The organism is Candidatus Thiosymbion oneisti (assembly GCF_004359955.1).
Lineage (GTDB): Bacteria > Pseudomonadota > Gammaproteobacteria > Chromatiales > Chromatiaceae > Thiosymbion > Thiosymbion oneisti.
The window spans coordinates 111,316-129,777 of sequence record NZ_SMSC01000012.1; the positions used below are offsets into that span (position 1 = coordinate 111,316).

Sequence of the window (18,462 nt, forward strand, 5' to 3'; positions counted from 1 at the left end):
AAAGCGCCGCAACCGGATTGCGGCCTGCGACGGTGCACGCTACGACCACGACCGTTGCTCAAGGATCAGTGGTGTGGCGTTTCCCACGCGGCGCGGCGACGGCGCTTTGGTTGTTGGGCGCTTCTGATCCAAAGCGGCGGCGGCTTGGTGCCGGCTGCCAGACTAGTGCGACCAGCCAATCATCGAGGAATCACCCGAGGCACTGGGCCCACCAGTTGCCGCCACACTCCAAAAGGCCGTCGGGGCGAAAAAGAGATTTGATGGGCACGCTTCGCTTTGTGCATCCTATCAAGCTGCTACGGTTCGGAAACCTCGGCGCAGTGACCGAAACCTTGGACCCTCTTGTCGGGCGCTTGCTTTGCCCATCCTACGCTTAGCCCGCTACGGTCCTAACACGCTTACGATTGATTATGTTGATCAAAGCTAATAAGTGATCTAATCTCATGAGCTAATATGGCTTTCCATGATTATATTATTCATCGCTACACCTCGTACTGTAACGGTTTGTCCTTTAACAACAGTAAAACCTTTTGACTCAAAAAAAGGACGTGCTGTGATACTCACATGGGCATAAATCCGATGGATGGATTGTTGCTTTGCCCAATCGATCATTGCTCTCATTAAACTGGACCCAATGCCTTTATGGTGATAGCGATGATGTACATACAATGTATCAATATAACCCTTTTTGTCAATTTGTGCAAAACCTACTATGTTGTCTTGTATAATCGCCACAAACGGCGGCGTTGTTGCCCATTTGTTTAGCCAGCTATCAGGATTGCGTGATGACAAAGGTGCCCATGCATCTAACTGCTCTTTGGTATAATGGGCTTTATTGATGTGATGCACGGTGTGATAGAAAATAGAACGTAAGCGCGATGCATCTTCTACTCTGTAGGCTCTTATCGTTATAGACATGGTCGCCTGTCATCTTCTACCGGTTCGCGCTCTCCCACGCTCCAGCGTGGGAACGCCGTCTTGTCCGCTCCAGCGGACGCAGCTTCTCCGTGCTGATAGGCGTTGGCTGTTAGCCTACCAGGCGCTTAATCGACGCTGGAGCGTGGGGAGCCAGCCGAAAATCAATGCCAGTAGAAAATCAATAGGTTAGTTTTTAGACAGCCTCTGAGCTGGTTCCGATCATTGCCGGCGTTGGTGACTTGATGATGCACAATGAGCTGGTGTTTGTCGTCAACGCAACCTTGCACCTTGTAGCCCGTCACAGGCTGGTTGCCCTTGTTCAAGGCCCGCGCATCGGGGTCGGTGCATGAGAGTTGGGTCTCATCGCTCTCCTCTAGCTGCTTGCGTTGCGCCTGCTGGCGGGCCTGGCGCGTCTTGAGTTCCTCCAACTTGCTCGCCAGTGTGGGGTCTTCACCCAACCGGTCGCCGGCCTGGTTTTCCTGCGCGTCGTTGGCATCCAGGCACTGGGTGTCGGCGTCCAGGTCAGGCTCGATCTGCTTCAGTTCAGCTTCCAAGCCCTTCTTCGGCGTGATGCTGGCGTCACTGGCGCTGGCGTGAGAAAACCAACCGTCAATGCCGATCGTTTCTGCGCCCAGCAGCTCCAGCTCTTGGCACAGCACGACGAAATCACGGTTCGCCGCCCGCAACGCGCTCCCGTTGACCCGTCGAAACTCAGCGCTGGTGCGGTAGCTCGGGACTAATCCCTCCCGCAGCCAGCTCAACTCCAGGTTGCGCCAGCACTCACGCTCCAGACGCCGGGAGCTGCGCACGCGGTTGAGATCGCCGTAAACATAAAGCTTAAGGAGCACGGCAGGATCGAACGCCGGCTGACCGGGAGTGAGATCACCAGGAGCATTAAACCCCAATGCCTGCAAGTCGAGTGTGCCGACGGAGGCGTCGAGCGCCCGAACGCGGTTGGTTTCGCTGACCTAGTCTTCAATCCGGGCGGGCAGGCATGCTGCCTGGGCACGGGCGACGCCTGGCTTGAAACCTCTCGCCATCAATCTCACCCTCTCGGATCGAACTCGACCGGGAGCTTACCCTCGCCATGACCAAGGGCGAATTCTTTCACAGTCTCTGGAGCGTGGGAACGAGCCGAGAGATGGCGAAGTATGTAGATTGGACGGGTGAGCGCAGCGAATCGCATCAATGATGTGGTGAGCACCTGCCTGGCCACCCCTTAAGGGTGCGGTCGTAGTCGTCGTTGTGGGCAAACTCATAGCCCGTACCCACCACCTCCATCCCCAGGCCTTCATAGGCACCGACAACATGACGCGGACGCAGACCGCCTACATAGAGCATCACCTTTTTCCCTTCCAGGCGTGGTCGGTACTTCTCGATGACCGCCTCGGACTGGGGCTGGTACTTGGCGATGACCCGCTCGGCGTTGGTCTGGATGGTGTCGTCGAAGCAGGCGGCGATCTTGTGCAGGGACTCGGCGATCTTGGTCGGACCGAAGAAGTTGTACTCGATCCAGGGAATACCCTACTTCTCCTCCAGGTGCCGGCTGAGGTAGTTCATCGAGCGATAACAGTGGATCAGGTTGAGCTTGACCTTCGGGGTCAGTTCGATCTCGGACAGGCTGCCGTCGCCGGACCATTGGGCGACGACGCGCAGGCCCATCTCTTCCAGCAGGATGCGCGAGGCCCAGGCATTGCCGCCGATGTTGTAGTCGCCGATGATGGCCACGTCGTAGGGTGTGGTCGCGAAGCGGTCGTCGCCGTCGCGGTTTGCCGATGACCCCGTCGCGGATCGCATCGTTGGCGATGTGATGGCCCAGGGACTGCGACACGCCCCGGAAGCCCTCGCAACGCACCGGCACCACCGGCTTGCCGGTCTCCTTGGCCTTTTTCTTGGCCACCGCCTCGATAGCGAGACTCTCGGGTGTCCGCGAAGCAAGTTACACGTGCTCGCCCGGGGTAGCCTCCGGCGCCAGAAAATCGACCACGACCGCGGTTACGTTGTCGCGTGCGCCCCGTTTGCAGGCCTCATCGATCAGGGCTTGGGGAGCCGCGTTCAGCCCGATCCGTGCCAAGAACTCGAGGATATCGCCTTCGGGAATCTCTCTGGTGAGTCCGTCGGTGCACAGCAAAAAGCGGTCGCCGTTCTTGATCTCGCAGAGCTGGGCATCGACTTCCAGCCGCTCCTCGGCACCCAGGGCCCGGGTGATGACATGGGCCGCCGGATGCTCTTCCATCGCATCAGGGGAGAGCCGACCCTGGTCGACGAGTGCCTGTACCTGGCTGTGGTCATGCGAGAGCCGGTGCAGGGTCCCGTTACGCAGGCGGTAGATCCGACTGTCTCCCACCCACAGCGAGACGCAATGCCCCCCCATCGCCATCAAAGCGGCTAGGGTGCTGCCGATGACCGCCTCCCCGCGGCGCCGGGCTTCGGCACCCAGACGCCGATTGGCATCGCCGAGGCAGTCGCGCAGACTCGCCACTGCCAGGCCTAAAAACGGGTGTTGCGGCGCCGTCTCCAAGGTCTGCACGACCAAACGGCTCGCCAGATCACCGGCGGCATGACCGCCCATCCCATCCGCTACCGCCCATAACCCTCTATCCGGTCGGTCCAGATAGGCGTCTTCGTTGACCTCCCGCACGTTCCCGCGGTGAGTGGCACCGGCCGAGATGCCACTTAGCAGCAGGTTCGCGCGGTTCATGATCCCTGCGGCCCCGGAGAAACATCCCCGATCGGCCCGGCCGGGGTCTGTTCCCAACCCCACTGGTCCCACTCACCCGTGAGCATGCCCGCAAATCCGGCACTCGGCGGCAGGCCCTGACACAGCAAGACCGAGGGTTCGACGACCTCCGAGCCGTTCGACCACCACAGGCTGTAGGCAAAGAAGAGCTCCCCCAGGGTCTGGTGCAACAGGCTGGGACAGAGGGCGGCGAGATCGGCGGGCAGCGGCAGGCGCCGGGCGGCCGACTGACCCGGACCAAGGGCATTCGACCGGGGTGGATTCGGCGGCGGTCCGAGGGCCGTAATCTGCTGGTCGAAATCCGCGAGTGCGAGGTCCTGCTCCAGGCAGGTGAGAAGGAGGGTCTCGGCCGCGTCATACCAGGCAGCAGCGCTGGCCAGAACGCCGAGCGGATTACCCATGGCGGGCAGGGGACAGGCAAGGGTCAGCGGAAAATAGCGTCCGACCCGATCCACACTCGGCATGAGCAGGCCGGCCCATGCGGATTGACCGGCCGCGCCCGGTGCAAGCACAAAGCGCCAGACCGGGCTGGTGAGGTAGGTATCGAGCCAGCGTTCGCCCAGCTGGTCCCGGCTGTCTGCGATGGATTCCTGGAGCCAGCGGTCCCAAGGTTCCACGAAGGTGGTGGGTAACCGGCGGGACACGAAGTCACCATTGCTCGGCAGCTTACCGTAGAGGCCGGGCTGCAATTGGTGGGATGGATGGGTCATCGGGACTACTGAATTATCAGAGGTACAAGGGTGGGCCGTGCCCACAGGGCGCTTATTCGATATTTCTCGTGATGGGCATCGACAATGGCTTGGTTTCAGTGCAGGAATTGGGCTTCTCCTTTTGGCCTGACTCGAATGCTCTCGGATGTCGGTTATGGGTGCTCGTCGCCGGCGGTTGGCGTGGACTGCACCTGATGCAGAACGCGCAGCCAAGCAGTGCCGTCGGGGCAGGAGAGGAGCGCATCACCGAGGTCCGCGAGCTGTACCGGGTCGGCAATCGCCGTCAGAAACGGCTCGGCCTGCGTAGCGATCGTGGAACCGAAGCGGTGGTGGGCCAGGCTGGTGAGTAGGTGGCGTGTCGCTTGGCAGCCTTGTTCCAGACCCTGCTCCAGACCCTGCTCCAGACCCTCGCGTTTCCATTGGTCGGTCCAGCTCTCGACGCGATTGGACAACATATCATGTACCTCATGTAGATCGCTCAGTGACTCGAATTCTACGCCTGCAAGTCGCTTGGGGAGAAAGACCCGGTTAAGCCAGGCGGTAAAGGCCCGCCGCAGACCGGTCTGCTCCGGTGCCTTGAGCCACTCGACCAGCGCATGGAGGATGGTCAGCACCTCCCCAGGTGTTTGGCTGGCTTCGAGGCGGAAGAGCGCGGCGCTCAGGTTACGCTGCGGCAGCTTGCCCTGCTCCGCCATACGCCGCTCGTCGATCAGGAAATACGCCTGTTGTGGCCGGTATGGGTGCAGCACGGACGGGGCCGGCTCGATCAAGTCGTCGAGTGTGCGCGCGGCATTCCAGGGGTCGGCGCCATTGTAGAGCACGATGGGGAGCACCGGCGGCAGCCGGCCGGTGCTACTGAGCTGCCGGGTGCGGATCAGGTCTTGGTAGAGAAGTCCGAGGTAGGTCTGGATACGCACCGCCATCCAGCGATCTATCGTGGATTGGAACTCGAGCAACAGGTACACATAGAGCCAATCCTGGCCCCAGTGCACGCGCCAGATCAGGTCATCGGCCCGGTCGCGGAGGTCGTCGCTGACATAGCTGCCGCTGCATTTCTCCAGCGTGGTCAGGTCCAGCTCCTTGACCCAGGTATCCGGTACGAAGCCCCGCAACAGGTCGCCGACCATCACGGTATGCGAATACAACAGCTTGTAGCTGCTGTCGTGGGTTGGGCCGCGGCCTGTCTCCTCCTTCGTCACGCTATGACCTCATTATTCACAGACGCACCGGACAGCGAAAGTTGCGTAGCTCCGTGACTCCGAATGGGTTGCGCACACTGAGGGCGTCCAAGTCGAAGGTTACGCGCAGGCCATTATCGATTCGGAATGTGACCCGATAGCGTTCGTCACTGATCCTTTTCAATACGGAGCGGTCGAGGATTCGAAACCAGGCCCAGGGACCCTGCTCGGTGACACTGTACTCCTCGTCGATGAGGTCCAGGAAGGATAGGCGCACCCGCCCCGTACCCTCGGGCACCGGCCACTTGAGCCGCCAGGAGCGGCCCGCCTCGTGCCGGAAGGTAACGACCTGCCCTTCCAGATCGAGGATGAACTGTTTGGCCCGGTCGTCCATGCTCACCGCCTCCAATTTGAACTCGACCGTCAGGTCGGACCCGCCGGCTGAGAAGAAGGCCGCGCGGATAGCCGCGGCGAGTTGGAACTGGGCCAATGCATCCGCGGAGATCCGCCCCTGGTCGTCCCCGATCCAGCGCCAGGGATCGCCGGTCGTATCCACGGCCCCGGAGAAGTTCTCTTTGAAGAAGCGATCCAGGTCCCCGTTGGGGCCGAACAGCTGCCCGAAATCCTTGAGGGGGATTTCGGCCGTACCCGCGGGGCGAAAAGGATAGCGGCTGCGGGTGGCGCGTCGGCACAGGGGGAGTACCTCCGCCTTCCAGAGCCGGTTGAGTTCGGCCTGTACCTCTCCCGATACCATGTTCTTGCTGTCTCGGGCCAGGTTGTCGAGCCAACTACCGAGGGGCCCTGGGAGGCTCTGGGCGGCACGCATCACTACATCGGCCTCTTTGCTCTCCTGCTGCTTGAAAATCTCGAGCAGCTTGGGTCCCTTGCCCACCCGGTCCGCATAATTGTCCATATAAACGTACAGGGGGTGGAGCTGATCCAGGACGGATTCCAGCTCCGAGACCTTGTTTCCCCCCTCGGTATCGACCAACTCGTGAATCCCCGAGAAGGCCGCGCTCACGATATGCTCCGGGGGTTCTTTGGAACGGCGGCCCCCCGCTGACTCGATCCTTTCGGCATCTTCCCACAACCTGCCGATCCGGCCCGTCCTGCGCTGCACATAGTCTACCGCCGCTTCGATACGGCCGGCCTGTGCCTCCTGCTTCGCCTCCCGGTGCTCCAGATCGGTCTCCCGCGCAATGGCCCGGAACAGCAGGAGCAAGGGGGAGTCACGTTTGTCGGACAAGAAGTTCAGGATGGCCGCGGTCTCTCTGGGACCGTGCCCGCCGCGGAGTGCGAGATCGTCCAACAGGGCCTGCCACTGGCGGATGTACTCTTTCAAATAGAGCCCGCGCACATCGCCCATCAAAGCCATCTTGTCTGCCAGCGAGACGCTGGTACCCAGGACCCACCGCTCATTTTCCAGGGTGGCGATCAACTTCGACACCCGCGGCCGGAACCCCTGGTGATAGGCGTCATAGGTATAGAGGGCATCGATTCCCGTCGCCAGCGCCTGACCGCTCTTGCGTTCCAATACCTGATCGGCGTAAGGCCCCGCGGCGCGACTGACGATGAAGTCGGGAAACCGGTCGCCGACCCCGGTCTGTTGCAGACGGGAGAAGACGCGCTCGGCGGGGAGCGGGCGGTTCAGGACCGCGCGCGCCCGTTCGACGAGTCCCTGATTCATCTCATGGGGTCGATAGGCCAGGGGCTCCTGCGTGAACAGGGCCTTAAGATGGCGTTGCAGATCCGCGTGCTGCTCCACGGGGATCTCCCGCGGCCAGTTGTGTTCCCAATAGCCGTTGGCCCAGGCCCGTACCGTCTCCGCATCATAGTGCGCGTCGTCGTAGAGCATCAGATAGACACGCAGGGCCTCGTAGAGCTTGTCCGGTTCGGCGAGGAGCCTTCGGATCTGATCTTCGAGGCCCAGGATGACAGCAGACAGCAGGGTCTTGTCCAAGGCCCTGAGATAACCGTCCCGGGCCGCCTCTCCGAGCTTGCCGTGCTGGGACAGCCCGAACCGCGCCGACAGCGGGACCCGGTCGTCACCGTAGCCGCCGGGGATGTCCCGCATGGCGTTGAGTAGGGGCAAGAATCGCAAGGGCTCCCGCTGCTCCTGCGGCTGCAACCCAGCGATCTGCGCCTGAATGGTATGGGTCCGGGCGGCGACCTCCTCGATGTAGGCCTGATTGCGCAGATAGCTGGTCAGCCAGGCCGCGGCGGCGATGGCCGTAATGCCGATGGCCGCGGCATAGGCGCCCCGCTGCACCCAACGGCGGTGCCGCTCCAAACGCAGGTCGGTCCCGGCCAGACCGGCCTCCCGAAAGATCAGGTCGCGGAACAGGCGGTTGATGAAGAAGCCCTTACCGCTGCCGGTGAAGGCCGACGCGGCCTGCCGGTCGAGTCCCAGGTTGGCCGCCAGCGCGCCCATCACCCGATCGATGGGCGCCCCGGTCTGGGTTCCGCTGGTGAAATAGACGCCGCGGACCAGCGGGTGCTCTTCGTACCGGCTCGGTTGAAAGACGTCCCTTAAGAAGCCGTCCACGACCTCTTTGAGGGCGGCGAGCTGTTGCGAAAAGGCGAAGATCAGGGCCCGTTTGTGCAGATCGCGCTCTTGCTGCAACCGTCCCAATAGCTGCTCGTTGAGACGCCCTTCCAGGCGGTCGAACTCGCGGGAAAACTCCGCGATGCCGTCGGTTGCCCCCGTGTGTTGGTCCAGGTGAAAGGTCATGCCCCAGACCTGCTCTCGATCCTCCTGGCCCAGGTCGCCGAAGACCTCCATGAAGCCCGCGATCAGGTCGCCCTTCATGAACAGCACATACATGGGAAAGCGAACCCCCAAGTGCTGGTGCAGCTCCTGGCCCCGTTGCTTGATGGCGCGGGCCTGGAGGGTCCGCTCGGTAGCCGTTTGCTGCATCAGATCGGCCAGACTGACCGCCACCAGGACGCCGTTGATGGGCCGCCGCGGGCGGTGCTTCTTGAGCAGGGCGAGGAATCCCAGCCAGGCGGCACTGTCCACGGCCTCGTAGCTGTCCTGGGTGGTGTAGCGGCCCGCAGTATCGAGCAGCACCGCCTCGTCGGAGAACCACCAGTCACAGTTGCGGGTGCCCCCGACGCCGCGGATAGGGTCCTGGCCAAAACGCTCCGCGAGCGGGAAGCGCAGGCCGGAGTTGATCAGGGCCGTGGTCTTGCCGCAGCCGGGGGGGCCGATGATGAGGTACCAGGGCAATTGATACACGTAAGCGCCACCGAGACGCCCTTTGGTGTCCGCCTGCTTCAACACCGCCATGGCCTCGCCGAAACGCCCGCGCAGGGTCTCGAGCTCCTCGCCGGAGGCCACTTCCGCGGCGTCCGGCTCCGGCTCGGGGGCAGCCGCCATCTGCTCCGTCATTTGGCGGTTTTTCCGCCGGGCGGCGATGGCCTTCCAGGCCTGGACCAGGGCCCAGATACCGAACAGACAGCCGATAAGGATCCAGCGTGGTCGCGTCTCTTCCAGCGGATAGGACCCGGCGAATCCGAACAGGGGCCCCAGGAACCAGATCAGCAGCGCCAGGGCCAGTACGCCCAGGAGGGTGAGGAACCAGGGTTTGCCCAGGGACCGGAATAGTTTCTTCATGGTCGGATGCACGTGTCGGGGGGTGTCAGACGATCTCTGTCAAATATCGACACGCCCTGATCCTCGTCCTCCTCCGGATCGATCTGGTTAGCCTCAGCTTGTGCCCAATAGGCGGTTACCACCTCATCCATCTGGCTCTCCGGGACCCGTTCCGCGCACCAGAGCCGGATATAGTCCCGGACCATCCGCTCGCAGACCTCGGAGACCTCGGATAGAATGACCAGCTCCTCGATCGGGGTCTGCAAGTCCTGGTCCTGCTGTCCGTAGGTCATGCCGGGGACAAAAGCGGCATAGACCGGGGCCCGGTACCTGATCGGCTCCTCCTCGGTCTCCAGATCCAGCTCCGGAAATTGGTCGTCATTGATGTTCTGAATGATCCTCAGCATCCGGGGCGGCATCAGCTTTCGGTTGCTGACACTCAGGATCGGATTACCGTCCTCGGGATCCGCCGCCCACTCGGGTCCCCAGTCCGTGGCCACCGCTTCCGGCAGGCTATCCCGCAGGAGCTCGGCCCAATAGAGCTCCAGCATCAGGAATTGCAGGTCATCCTTGCGAAAATCGCGAAAAGGAAAGTCCGGGTGTTCTTTGATCTGCTCCAGCTTCATGGTAGTAGCTCACTCTGTGAAATTCTCGGATGGGCCGTAGGAATCCACATCGATACGATTGCCTCCCTTGCGGTTTTCCCCGTAGGAGGACTTCTTACCGAGAAAACCCTTTAGCGGACAAGATTCGATAAACCGCTTGCACCCTTCATAGGCGATCTGAAGCTCCTTTTTCTGTCTCCTGGTCAGCATCCCGAAGGTCGCCTCCGCGCGCCCGATCCCTTCCGCGACCGTTACCGGCGATTGCTTGAAGATTGCCGGGGCGCCGACGGTCGACTTCGTGGTGCCCCCGATGATCTTTCCCTGGGCATGTACCCTGGCCGACCATTTGTTGTCCCGACACTTCCCCCGACAGTGTGTAGCGTCCTTGGTCTGACTTGCCGACTTGGTTTGGTGGCGGCTCGATGACATGGCCAGCCCGTAGGCGGCCGTGCCCACTGCGACGACCCCGAAGACTGCCCAGCCCGGCGGTCCGGCGGCCAGTGCCGGCGCGGCGGCGATGGCGCCCATCAGCGGGCCTTCCCTTGCCGCTCCACCGCCGCGAAGAAGGCCATGATGATATGGCGCGCCTTGGCGAACGGCGACAGGAACGGGTGGTTCAGGACATCGGCGAATTCGTCCATCGCATAGAAAGGCAGTCCGGAGGCGATGCGGACCAGGCACCAGTCGTAGATCGGGTCTTCTTCATCGACCCCGAGCCGCTCCGTGGCCCGGACCGCTTCGGTGATGTCGGCATGCAGGGTCTCGCCATAGTCGTCGGTCAATACCGGTTGCTCCTTGCGCATGCGCTGCTCGACCTCCTTGGCCGTCCGCTCGACATAGCGCTCCACCGCGTCCTGCTCCAGCGCGTCCCACTGCTCTTGTCGAATCTCCGGCACCTCGTCTTGCTCCCATGCCTCCGGCATGAATTCTTGCAGCATCGATTCTCGCGGCGTCGGACAGGGGTTGTTCGGGGCCGCGTCGAATCCCGAGCGGCAACTCGACAGCAACCGCCACTGGTGACTTGGTTCCTGCAACCTGGCCGACATGACGCAGCCGGCAAACGGATTCATTGGCGGTAAAGGAATGGTTCCCATTTCCGGTTAGCCTGTTTGGGTTCTATAGTTTTTGAATTTCTTCAATTGTCAATCCAGAAATGTCTTCAATATCTTGAATATCCATACCTTTTCGTTTCATAGCCTTTGCCATTTCTATTTTTTCTTCTTTTCTTCCTTCCTCCTTACCCTCATTCCTGATCCTCTTCTTGACTTTATAAGGCAAAATCCAGCGTTCGCTTGCCTGGAGTTTCTTGAAGATACCCGACTCGACAAAGCTATGATAGGTTTCATCGCTGATGATTAAATGATCGATCACTTCGACTTTAAGGAATTTACCCGCTTGAATAAAATGATCGGTAAGGTCTTGATCTCCGATTGAAGGCGTTACATTCCCACTGGGATGGTTATGGACCATAATCACCTGGACCGCCAGCTTGTAGATCGCCATGCGGAAGGCTTCCCTGGGGTTGATGCCCGCCATGTTGGCAGACCCCAAAGCGACCAACTCGATATAGAGGATCTTGTTCGCTTGATTCAAACCCACCATCCAGAAGTGTTCCTGACCTTGACCGATTTTATTCTCTCTCCGGAGAATTTGGCGCATGATCAGATAAATGTCTTCCGCACCCTTTACAGTGACTTTTTGTTGTTTGCTTAATTTGACTTCCATTGTGATGCCTTTTATGAAGGGCTAACGCCTTGGGTCAGCCGATGTGAGGGGGCAGTAGCGACCGTAACGGTCAGTTGCACCCAAATTGTTAGCTGAGATGCTCACCTATCAATACTCAATTTATAATTCTAAATTTAGTAAAAAAACATCGGTTCTACCTTTATAAGCTTTACCAGGTACATAACTACTGTGAACAAACAATACAGTCCGTTTATCTATAAAACCACCATCAAAACCATATACGTTCGGATTGTAGCTGCCAAGACTTTTGCTTTTGCCAGTTAGGCCATCCAATAAAACAACTTCGCTGTCGTAACTAAAAACAACTATATGACGTCCATCATCAGAAGCATACAACCCTTTAGGAGATTTCATTTCCTTTCGCTTCAGCTTCGGTATAGAACGATGAAGAGTATACTCAGGACTAAGGGCCCATATCTGGATGCTATCTTTAGCCCTAACCCCTATGTATTTCCTATTTTGTGACAATGAATTAATATCTGCGGAATGCTCAAAAACAGCTACAATCTTATTTCCTTCAACATCATACATTGTTGTCTTAGGCTTATATTTAGTCTTACCATTAACTAAAAGATATTTATTGTCAGAAAATGCAATTGAATCAATTTTTTCGTAACCAATATCTTTTATATTGATGGTATGTGATATTCTTTCCTTTGAAATATCGTGAAACTCTATTGTATTTGGCGCTTTATTTGCTACTGCAAGGATTCGCGAGTCTGTGCTAATACTTAGCGTATTGTTTAATGGATTTTCTCCATCACTTTTTACAGTATAAATAGGCGTTCCCTTTTTAAGTCCCCAAACAATAATCTCATGCGAGGCTCTGGTTGCCACTAACAAGCTATCTTGTGAGAACTGAAGGTCATTAATGTGCTCCCTATGAGCTGGCATACTAAATCCAGCATACGTAAATATGTCTGTAAAGTAGTTTCTTGAAAAAGAAACCACGTGATTGCAATTATTTGCATCCCATATTTTTACCGAATTATTTATTGTGGCTATATATTTTCTATTATTAGATATCTTCACAGCATATCTATTCCTACCGATCGTGCATTTATTATAAAGAATATTTTTAGGCGTGTGGGGTGCCGGCATTTTACTCTTATGTGATCCATTAGTCTCCCCCTTGCTTGTATTGCCAGATCTTATGTCAAACAACATTCCTACTGACGTAACATCAGTTATAAACGTGAATATTGTAATTATCGACGCCACAAATCCACTTATAACTATGAACTTGCTGTTATTCATTATTCTGCGCAACTATTGATGAGTGTCCTTTTTATTACAAAGCTAAGGAAAGACTTTGGAGTAATGATTAGATTTTCAATGACCTCTATCTTTATTATGCGGCCCACCTGAATAAGGCGATCTGTCTCTCTGGCTCCTACGCTCCAGCGTGGGAGCAAATCCCGACGCTCCAGCGTCGACAAGCGACCAGGTAAGCCGGTACCCGCCAACCCATGTCAGCACAGAAGAGGTACGGTCCGCTGGAGCGGACGAAACGGCGTTCCCACGTTGGAGAGACTGTGAAAGAATTCGTTTTTCCCGAAAGGGGTGGGGTTAAGCTGCCAGGTAGTGGCTAAATTTCAAGTGACATCGTTGTGCGACCTAGTGATTCAAGCCCTCACTACTTTTGCCGTCCATGGCACTTGGGATTCCGGCCTGTCTGTGTGCCTGCCGGAATGACGAGGCAGGGGCCAGCGGACTTCATCACTTGAAATTTAGCCACTACCAGCTGCCAATTCCGCATCAAATCCTATGCTATGTGGGAAGATGAGAAAGATTTTCTGAAAAATTTAGGGAAATTGTGTCGTCCTGTCCCTTTAGATCTGAAAATCCAGTAATATTTTCACAGTCTCTGGAGCATGGGAACGAGCCAACATAACCTTAGCATGCAGTTGCAGAGGCTAAAGTTATCTAGACCCTACGGAATTGGGTTCCTGCGGCTTGGACTTGTCGACCTGCTGCTACGCGCTCTGTCTGCGAGCCGCGCGTTGCTTGGCCGCTGCTTTTACCGCTCTAACCCAGTCGTCGAGTCCTTGTCCTTCCGTGGGGCCGTCGAGCGTGAATTTGTCTGGTTGCGCTGTGGATACCGGCGCTCGAGCTCGGCCTCCATCCATTTACTTGATTCCTGCATGTCGTGCAACAGCGATGCGAACTCGGATTTCGTCAACATTCGCGGCGGCTCGAAGGTGTCCTGCTTCGCCTTGGGTGAGGTAGTCGATGCCATAACCGAAGGTCTCCTGCCAAAAGGCATTCATCGCGGGGCCATGCTTGCGGGCAATGGCCTCCAGCATAGCGGGTTTTACGGCCAGATCGACCGCACCTGGGTGTGCTGTCATCACTGCTGCGCCGATCACGTTGCCGCCTCGATTCTCGATATAGCCATGTAGTGAAGCAAGCGTGCCACCCATCGTCAAGGTGTCATCTAGGATCAGATAGTTACGGCCTGGATGTACGTCACCTTTGAATGTCGGGTTAAATACCAAGCGGTAGTCGGCACCAGTTCCGGTGCGGTGAACCTTCTCACGTTGCCCAATGCCTAGCTCGATATCGAGGCCAAGCCGCTTTGAAATAACTTTGGCCATTGCTAATGGGATCTTGTTGTTGCCGTTCTGTTCGGTAGCCAGGACCGGCAGTAGGGTTGGCTTGCTGTTACCAATCAATGCCCTGATGTGATTGACGGTTTCATCGCTCAGCGAGCGATCAACCAAATCCAGAGCAGCGGCGTGATCTCCACTCTTGGCGGCTTGGTACTCCGGCTCTCCCCGCAATGTGCCGAGATCGCCATTTCGAATTACCTGGGGGAAATTGCTCCAAGGCGCTCGTTCAGCCAGCGCACGAACATAACAGGGCATTTCCTGTTCCACGAAAAATTCCTCGCAATCGCCCACGTTTGGATCAATCTTATTTGCGTTGATTCGCGTTCATTTGCGGCAAAAGAATGATCCCTATGTTTCCGGTACTCCGGCACGGCTGTACTAACCGACCCGGGCCGGGTGCCGCAAGCTGATTTCCACCCGTCGGTTGCGGGCATGGGTCGGATCCTCCGGCATCCGCGGTCGGCTGTCTGCCAGCCCCTTAGCGGTGAACCGATCCGGCTGACCCGTGATCTTTCTCAACCGCCCGGTGACGTTTTGGGCACGCCGCGCGGACAAGACCTGGTTGCTCGGGAACTTCAGGGTGCGGATCGGTATGCTGTCGGTGTGACCCGTTACCAGCACCTCGCCCGGCAGCTGTTGCAAGGCCCCACCGATAACCTCCAGCAAGGCGAGGAATTGCTTGTTGAGCGAGGCCTGGCCCGAGCGAAAGAGCTGGTCACTCTGGATCACGACGGTTTCGGTCTGTCCGCGCGCTCCGTCGACGATCTCCACCTGCCCGGCGGCGATCTCGTCCGCCAACAGGATACGCAGTGACAGCGGCCTCTCAGCGACCGGCGGTGAGGGTTCGTACCTGGTGGCGACGCTGGGAGTACGAGGGACCTCAACGGTGGGGACGTCCAGCTTGCCCAGGGCCAGGAATACCGGATCGGAATCGCTGTGCAGCGCATAGCGGAAGCCGGCAAACAAGGCGACCAAGAGCACACCGGCCAAGGCCGACAGCACCCACAGTGGCAGGATGCGGATCAATGGATCTCGCTGCTCGACGATCCCTCGCCAGTGGGGGGAGAGCTCCCGCTCAGGGTCACCGCGCTGGGCGCGGATGGTCTGATAGAGCTGTTCGCGGACCGTCTCCAGCTGATCCCGGCCCCCACCCCCGGCACGCGCGTAGCGCCCCCGGAAGCCGAAGGCCAGGCACAGATACATGAGCTCGAGCAGGTCCAGATTGACGCTGGGGCGGGTCATCAGCCGCTCGAGGGCCAGAAAGAACTTCTCGCCGCCCCAGGTCTCCTTGTGGAAGCCGATCAGCAGGCCCTGCTCGGCCCAGATGCTCTCGCTGCCCCACGGGGTCCCCAGCACCGCCTCGTCGAGTAGAGAGCAGAGCACATAGCGGGCGGTTAAGACATTATTCTCAGGAATACTCTTCGCCCGGGCGCACTCCTCGAAGGTACGGACCTCGCTGACCAGCCGGTTGCGTAGTCCCTCCGGGTCCGGGTGGGTGGTGCTGTTGCGCAACTGGCCGGCGGCGGCGAGCAACGGCGAGGCGCAACGGACCAAGGGATTGAGGTCGGTCCCGGTCGGCAAGGCGCCGCGCGGGATCGGGGTGACCTCCGCACGTGCCCTCGGCGGTAGCGGTGGTGCACCGGTGGCTTTGTGCCCGCCCGGCGTCGGCCGGATCAGGGTGCGGTCGCTATCACCCATGGTGGAGAAGGAATCGTCTTGGGACATGCCCGCCTACTCCCTGACAGCCCAGAATTCCAGCTCCAGGTCCGGAAATTCACCGCCGATGTGCAGAGAGAAGCCACCCGAGTGCTCCAGCTGTTCCCACAGCTCGCTGCTACGGTCGAGCTCGAAATAGACGAACCCGGCATGGAAAGGAATCTGACGCGGTGCCACCGGCAGGGGCCGCAATGCGATCCCGGGCAGGGCGAGCTTGACCAGCTCTTGGATCTTCTCCACCGGTCCGATCTTCACCTGGGCCGGGAACCGGTTGCGCAAGACCTCGGTGTTGACCTTGGCGTGCGCGGCCAGGATGAAGCCGGCGTCGGCGAGCAGGGTCCGGTCGCTCAAAGGGGCGACGCGGAAGCCGAACTTGCGCTCCTGGATCGGGATGGGGATGGCCCGTTCCTCCAAGACCCTGCTCAACGCCTCCCGCAGAGCGACCATTACCGGCGTGAAGGTCCCGGCCAAGTCGTCGTGACGATAGGTTGGAAACTCAGGTGGACGTTTCTCGCGGATCGTAAAGGTCGCGAGCTCGCCAGCCATGGGTAACAACAAGCGATAGAGGAGCTCCGGGTGCAGGCCCGCGATGGCATCCAGGTGTGAAGTGAGGGGCTCGAGCCGATTGATGACTTGCAGCAGGAGAAAATCCGCCCACTCGGCAACCCCGCTGCGCCCCGATCCGCTGACCCTGGCGGCCAGCGTCTCCCCGCGGTGATGCAGCAACCCCAGCAGCTCACCGACGAATCCGGCCAGCCGCGGACTGGCCTTGCAGTCCACACAGGGAGGAATATAGGCATCATCCAGCACGATCCGCTTGTCCGCCCGACACTCCAGAACCCGCACCAGCCCGGTGTGGGCGAATCCGTTGCGGTCGTCCCGGTCGAGCAGGAGGCGCAGCTCGAGGGTGCCGACTTCCACCGGGGCCTCCGTCTGTTGTGGTCCCGTATGATTGTCACGTACCTCCTCGGTATGGCTGCGGTAACGTAGGGTGGCGTCGGTCGCCTCCGCGCCTCCGGCCTCCACCAATCCCGGCTGCCGCAGGGGCAGGGCCAGATAGACGATCGCTTCCTTGACCGTCTCATCGAGCTCCAGAGCGGGCGGTGGTGGGCCGTCCGCAGGGAGGTCGAACGGGGTGCCGTCGGGCAGCAGGCCCTTGGCCTCCACCAGGGCCACCTTGCCGAGGCCCAACAGCTCGGTATCGACCGTCAGGCGCTGCACCCCCCAGGGGTAGGGCGTGGCAACGGCAGAGGTCGCACCCACCAGATGCTCGAGGTAGCGGTCGTGCTGCTGGAAATGATGGGGCTGCAGAAACATCCCCTCCGACCAGAGCACCTTGCTGTTCCAGGACATAAGTCGCCTCTTTAAGGTTTAAGAGCCGGTCTAACCTACCCAGATGTATTCATGAACTACAGAGACGCCGCGGACGCAGAAAAAGCGATCACGACAGGTGCATCAGCGAATGGAAACGCTGTTCGGGCCGAGACGGATCTTGACCTTGTTGGTCGTGCCCACAGTCAAGGGGCGGGTCGCCTTCCACTGGGCGCCGTCGATGGCACGGAATGCGCCCATCACGCCCAGATAGCGGGCGTCCGGGGCTGTCTCGCGCTTGATCAGGCGTCGTTGCCCAGGTCCCAGGTTGAGCTCCTCGCGGGTCAGGAGATCCGCCCCCAGGGCTTCGGCCTCACGGTCATAGAGACCGTAAAAGTCCGCATTCCGGAACCCCCGGGTCGCCTTGAGCTCGTAGATCCTCACGACGATGGGCAGGGAGCGACCATCCGTGTCCTGATTGACGTCAACCGACGCGATGACCTCCGCCTTCAGGCGGGTCTTGGTCTCCGGGGGGATCGGATCACTGCCGCAACCCGCTAGGATACAGCTGGCAAGGCCCAGCAAGAGGAGCGCGGCGGATCGGCCGAAAATGCTGCTTGAGATTTCCATACTAAACTCCCTTCGCGTGTGGTCTTGTGGTTTGTCGACCCGGTGAGCAGCGAGCACGTATAACCTTTAGAGGCTGTCTAAAAACTAACCTATTGATTTTAAATCGGTAGGCTGGGGTGCGGAACGAACCCCAGCTTTGGTTATTGCTGGGTTTTGGCCATCCCTGGCCGCAACCCGGCCTACGGTCCCTTTTTAGACAGTCTCTTAGCCTCCAGCTGCCAGTCGCCGGTAGGCTGGGCTGTGCCCATCGCCTAGGGTAGGCTGTACCCACCATCTCGGCCTCATGGGCGTCGGTCGTGTTTCGTTTTGAATCCGCAGATTACGCAGATTTTCACAGATTCATCCCACCGCCGCCAGAAAAGACAGATTCTTGCACAGTCTCTGGAGCGTGGGAACGAGCGCGGGTCGCGGGCATTGCCGGTACCCTGTAGGGTCTCGTAGCCTGCGTGCAGCTCCTCCAGGCGGACCCGCACCGGCTCCTGCCGGCATCGCGTTGCCGGTAGCCGCCCGGATGGTCGTAGATTTCCAGCGCCGCATGGGGGTGCGGCTTGGGGTCGTCTAGAGGTGCGAATCGAGTTCCTGAATTATTTGGCGCGGCCTGGAGGACCGGACGTGTTGGGTTACGGCGCGTTCGACACCGTGCCCTCCGCGACGTTTCTCCGTGCGCCTAACCCAACCTACACCCGACGCGAGGTCGGCGC

General features: G+C 59.2%; 14 protein-coding genes and 2 pseudogenes. All 16 read right to left on the minus strand.

The window, feature by feature from the left end:
• Positions 1–441 precede the first annotated feature (441 nt).
• Positions 442–918, minus strand: a complete 477-nt coding sequence (locus E1958_RS08800; protein WP_089724188.1) for a GNAT family N-acetyltransferase — start codon at positions 916–918, stop codon at positions 442–444.
• Positions 919–1,079: 161 nt separating this feature from the next.
• A pseudogene (locus tag E1958_RS08805) lies at positions 1,080–1,862 on the minus strand (transposase); the annotation flags it as partial.
• 274 nt (positions 1,863–2,136) lie between these two features.
• Positions 2,137–2,827: pseudogene (locus E1958_RS08810) on the minus strand (nitrogenase component 1); the annotation flags it as partial.
• A 30-nt stretch (positions 2,828–2,857) separates the two neighbouring features.
• Positions 2,858–3,619 carry a PP2C family protein-serine/threonine phosphatase gene (locus tag E1958_RS08815; protein ID WP_133511546.1) on the minus strand — a complete coding sequence of 254 codons (762 nt, stop codon included), beginning with the start codon at positions 3,617–3,619 and terminating at the stop codon, positions 2,858–2,860.
• The gene (gene tagF / locus E1958_RS08820) at positions 3,616–4,368 is read right to left on the minus strand and encodes a type VI secretion system-associated protein TagF (RefSeq protein ID WP_133511547.1); all 753 of its coding nucleotides are present in this window, start codon (positions 4,366–4,368) and stop codon (positions 3,616–3,618) included. The genes E1958_RS08815 and tagF overlap by 4 nt, the downstream gene beginning before the upstream one ends.
• Positions 4,369–4,520: 152 nt before the next feature.
• Complete coding sequence (locus tag E1958_RS08825) at positions 4,521–5,567, minus strand: Rpn family recombination-promoting nuclease/putative transposase (RefSeq protein WP_133511548.1); 1,047 nt, start codon at positions 5,565–5,567, stop codon at positions 4,521–4,523.
• A 16-nt stretch (positions 5,568–5,583) separates the two neighbouring features.
• Complete coding sequence (gene tssM / locus E1958_RS08830; protein WP_133511549.1) at positions 5,584–9,162, minus strand: type VI secretion system membrane subunit TssM; 3,579 nt, start codon at positions 9,160–9,162, stop codon at positions 5,584–5,586.
• Positions 9,159–9,767: a hypothetical protein gene (locus tag E1958_RS08835; RefSeq protein WP_133511550.1), complete on the minus strand. Its 609-nt coding sequence runs from the start codon at positions 9,765–9,767 to the stop codon at positions 9,159–9,161. The genes tssM and E1958_RS08835 overlap by 4 nt, the downstream gene beginning before the upstream one ends.
• Before the next feature lie 9 nt (positions 9,768–9,776).
• On the minus strand, positions 9,777–10,274 hold the full coding sequence (locus E1958_RS08840) for a hypothetical protein (RefSeq protein ID WP_133511551.1): 498 nt from the start codon (positions 10,272–10,274) through the stop codon (positions 9,777–9,779).
• A complete protein-coding gene (locus tag E1958_RS08845) occupies positions 10,274–10,840 on the minus strand; it encodes a hypothetical protein (RefSeq protein ID WP_133511552.1) in 567 nt (188 codons plus the stop codon). Before E1958_RS08845 ends, E1958_RS08840 begins: the two co-directional genes overlap by 1 nt.
• A 22-nt stretch (positions 10,841–10,862) precedes the next feature.
• Entirely contained in the window at positions 10,863–11,471 is a 609-nt protein-coding gene (locus E1958_RS08850) for a JAB domain-containing protein (RefSeq protein ID WP_133511553.1), read from the minus strand.
• A 120-nt stretch (positions 11,472–11,591) separates the two neighbouring features.
• Positions 11,592–12,524, minus strand: a complete 933-nt coding sequence (locus E1958_RS08855; protein ID WP_133511554.1) for a WD40 repeat domain-containing protein — start codon at positions 12,522–12,524, stop codon at positions 11,592–11,594.
• Positions 12,525–13,621: 1,097 nt separating this feature from the next.
• Positions 13,622–14,371 carry a phosphoribosyltransferase gene (locus E1958_RS08860; protein WP_133511555.1) on the minus strand — a complete coding sequence of 250 codons (750 nt, stop codon included), beginning with the start codon at positions 14,369–14,371 and terminating at the stop codon, positions 13,622–13,624.
• A gap of 111 nt (positions 14,372–14,482) precedes the next feature.
• On the minus strand, positions 14,483–15,829 hold the full coding sequence (gene icmH, locus E1958_RS08865; protein ID WP_133511556.1) for a type IVB secretion system protein IcmH/DotU: 1,347 nt from the start codon (positions 15,827–15,829) through the stop codon (positions 14,483–14,485).
• Positions 15,830–15,835: 6 nt separating this feature from the next.
• Positions 15,836–17,173 (minus strand): type VI secretion system baseplate subunit TssK, encoded by a 1,338-nt coding sequence (tssK, locus tag E1958_RS08870; RefSeq protein WP_133511557.1) that lies wholly within the window; start codon positions 17,171–17,173, stop codon positions 15,836–15,838.
• Positions 17,174–17,275: 102 nt separating this feature from the next.
• Positions 17,276–17,761 (minus strand): type VI secretion system lipoprotein TssJ, encoded by a 486-nt coding sequence (gene tssJ, locus E1958_RS08875; protein WP_207787895.1) that lies wholly within the window; start codon positions 17,759–17,761, stop codon positions 17,276–17,278.
• Positions 17,762–18,462 lie beyond the last annotated feature (701 nt).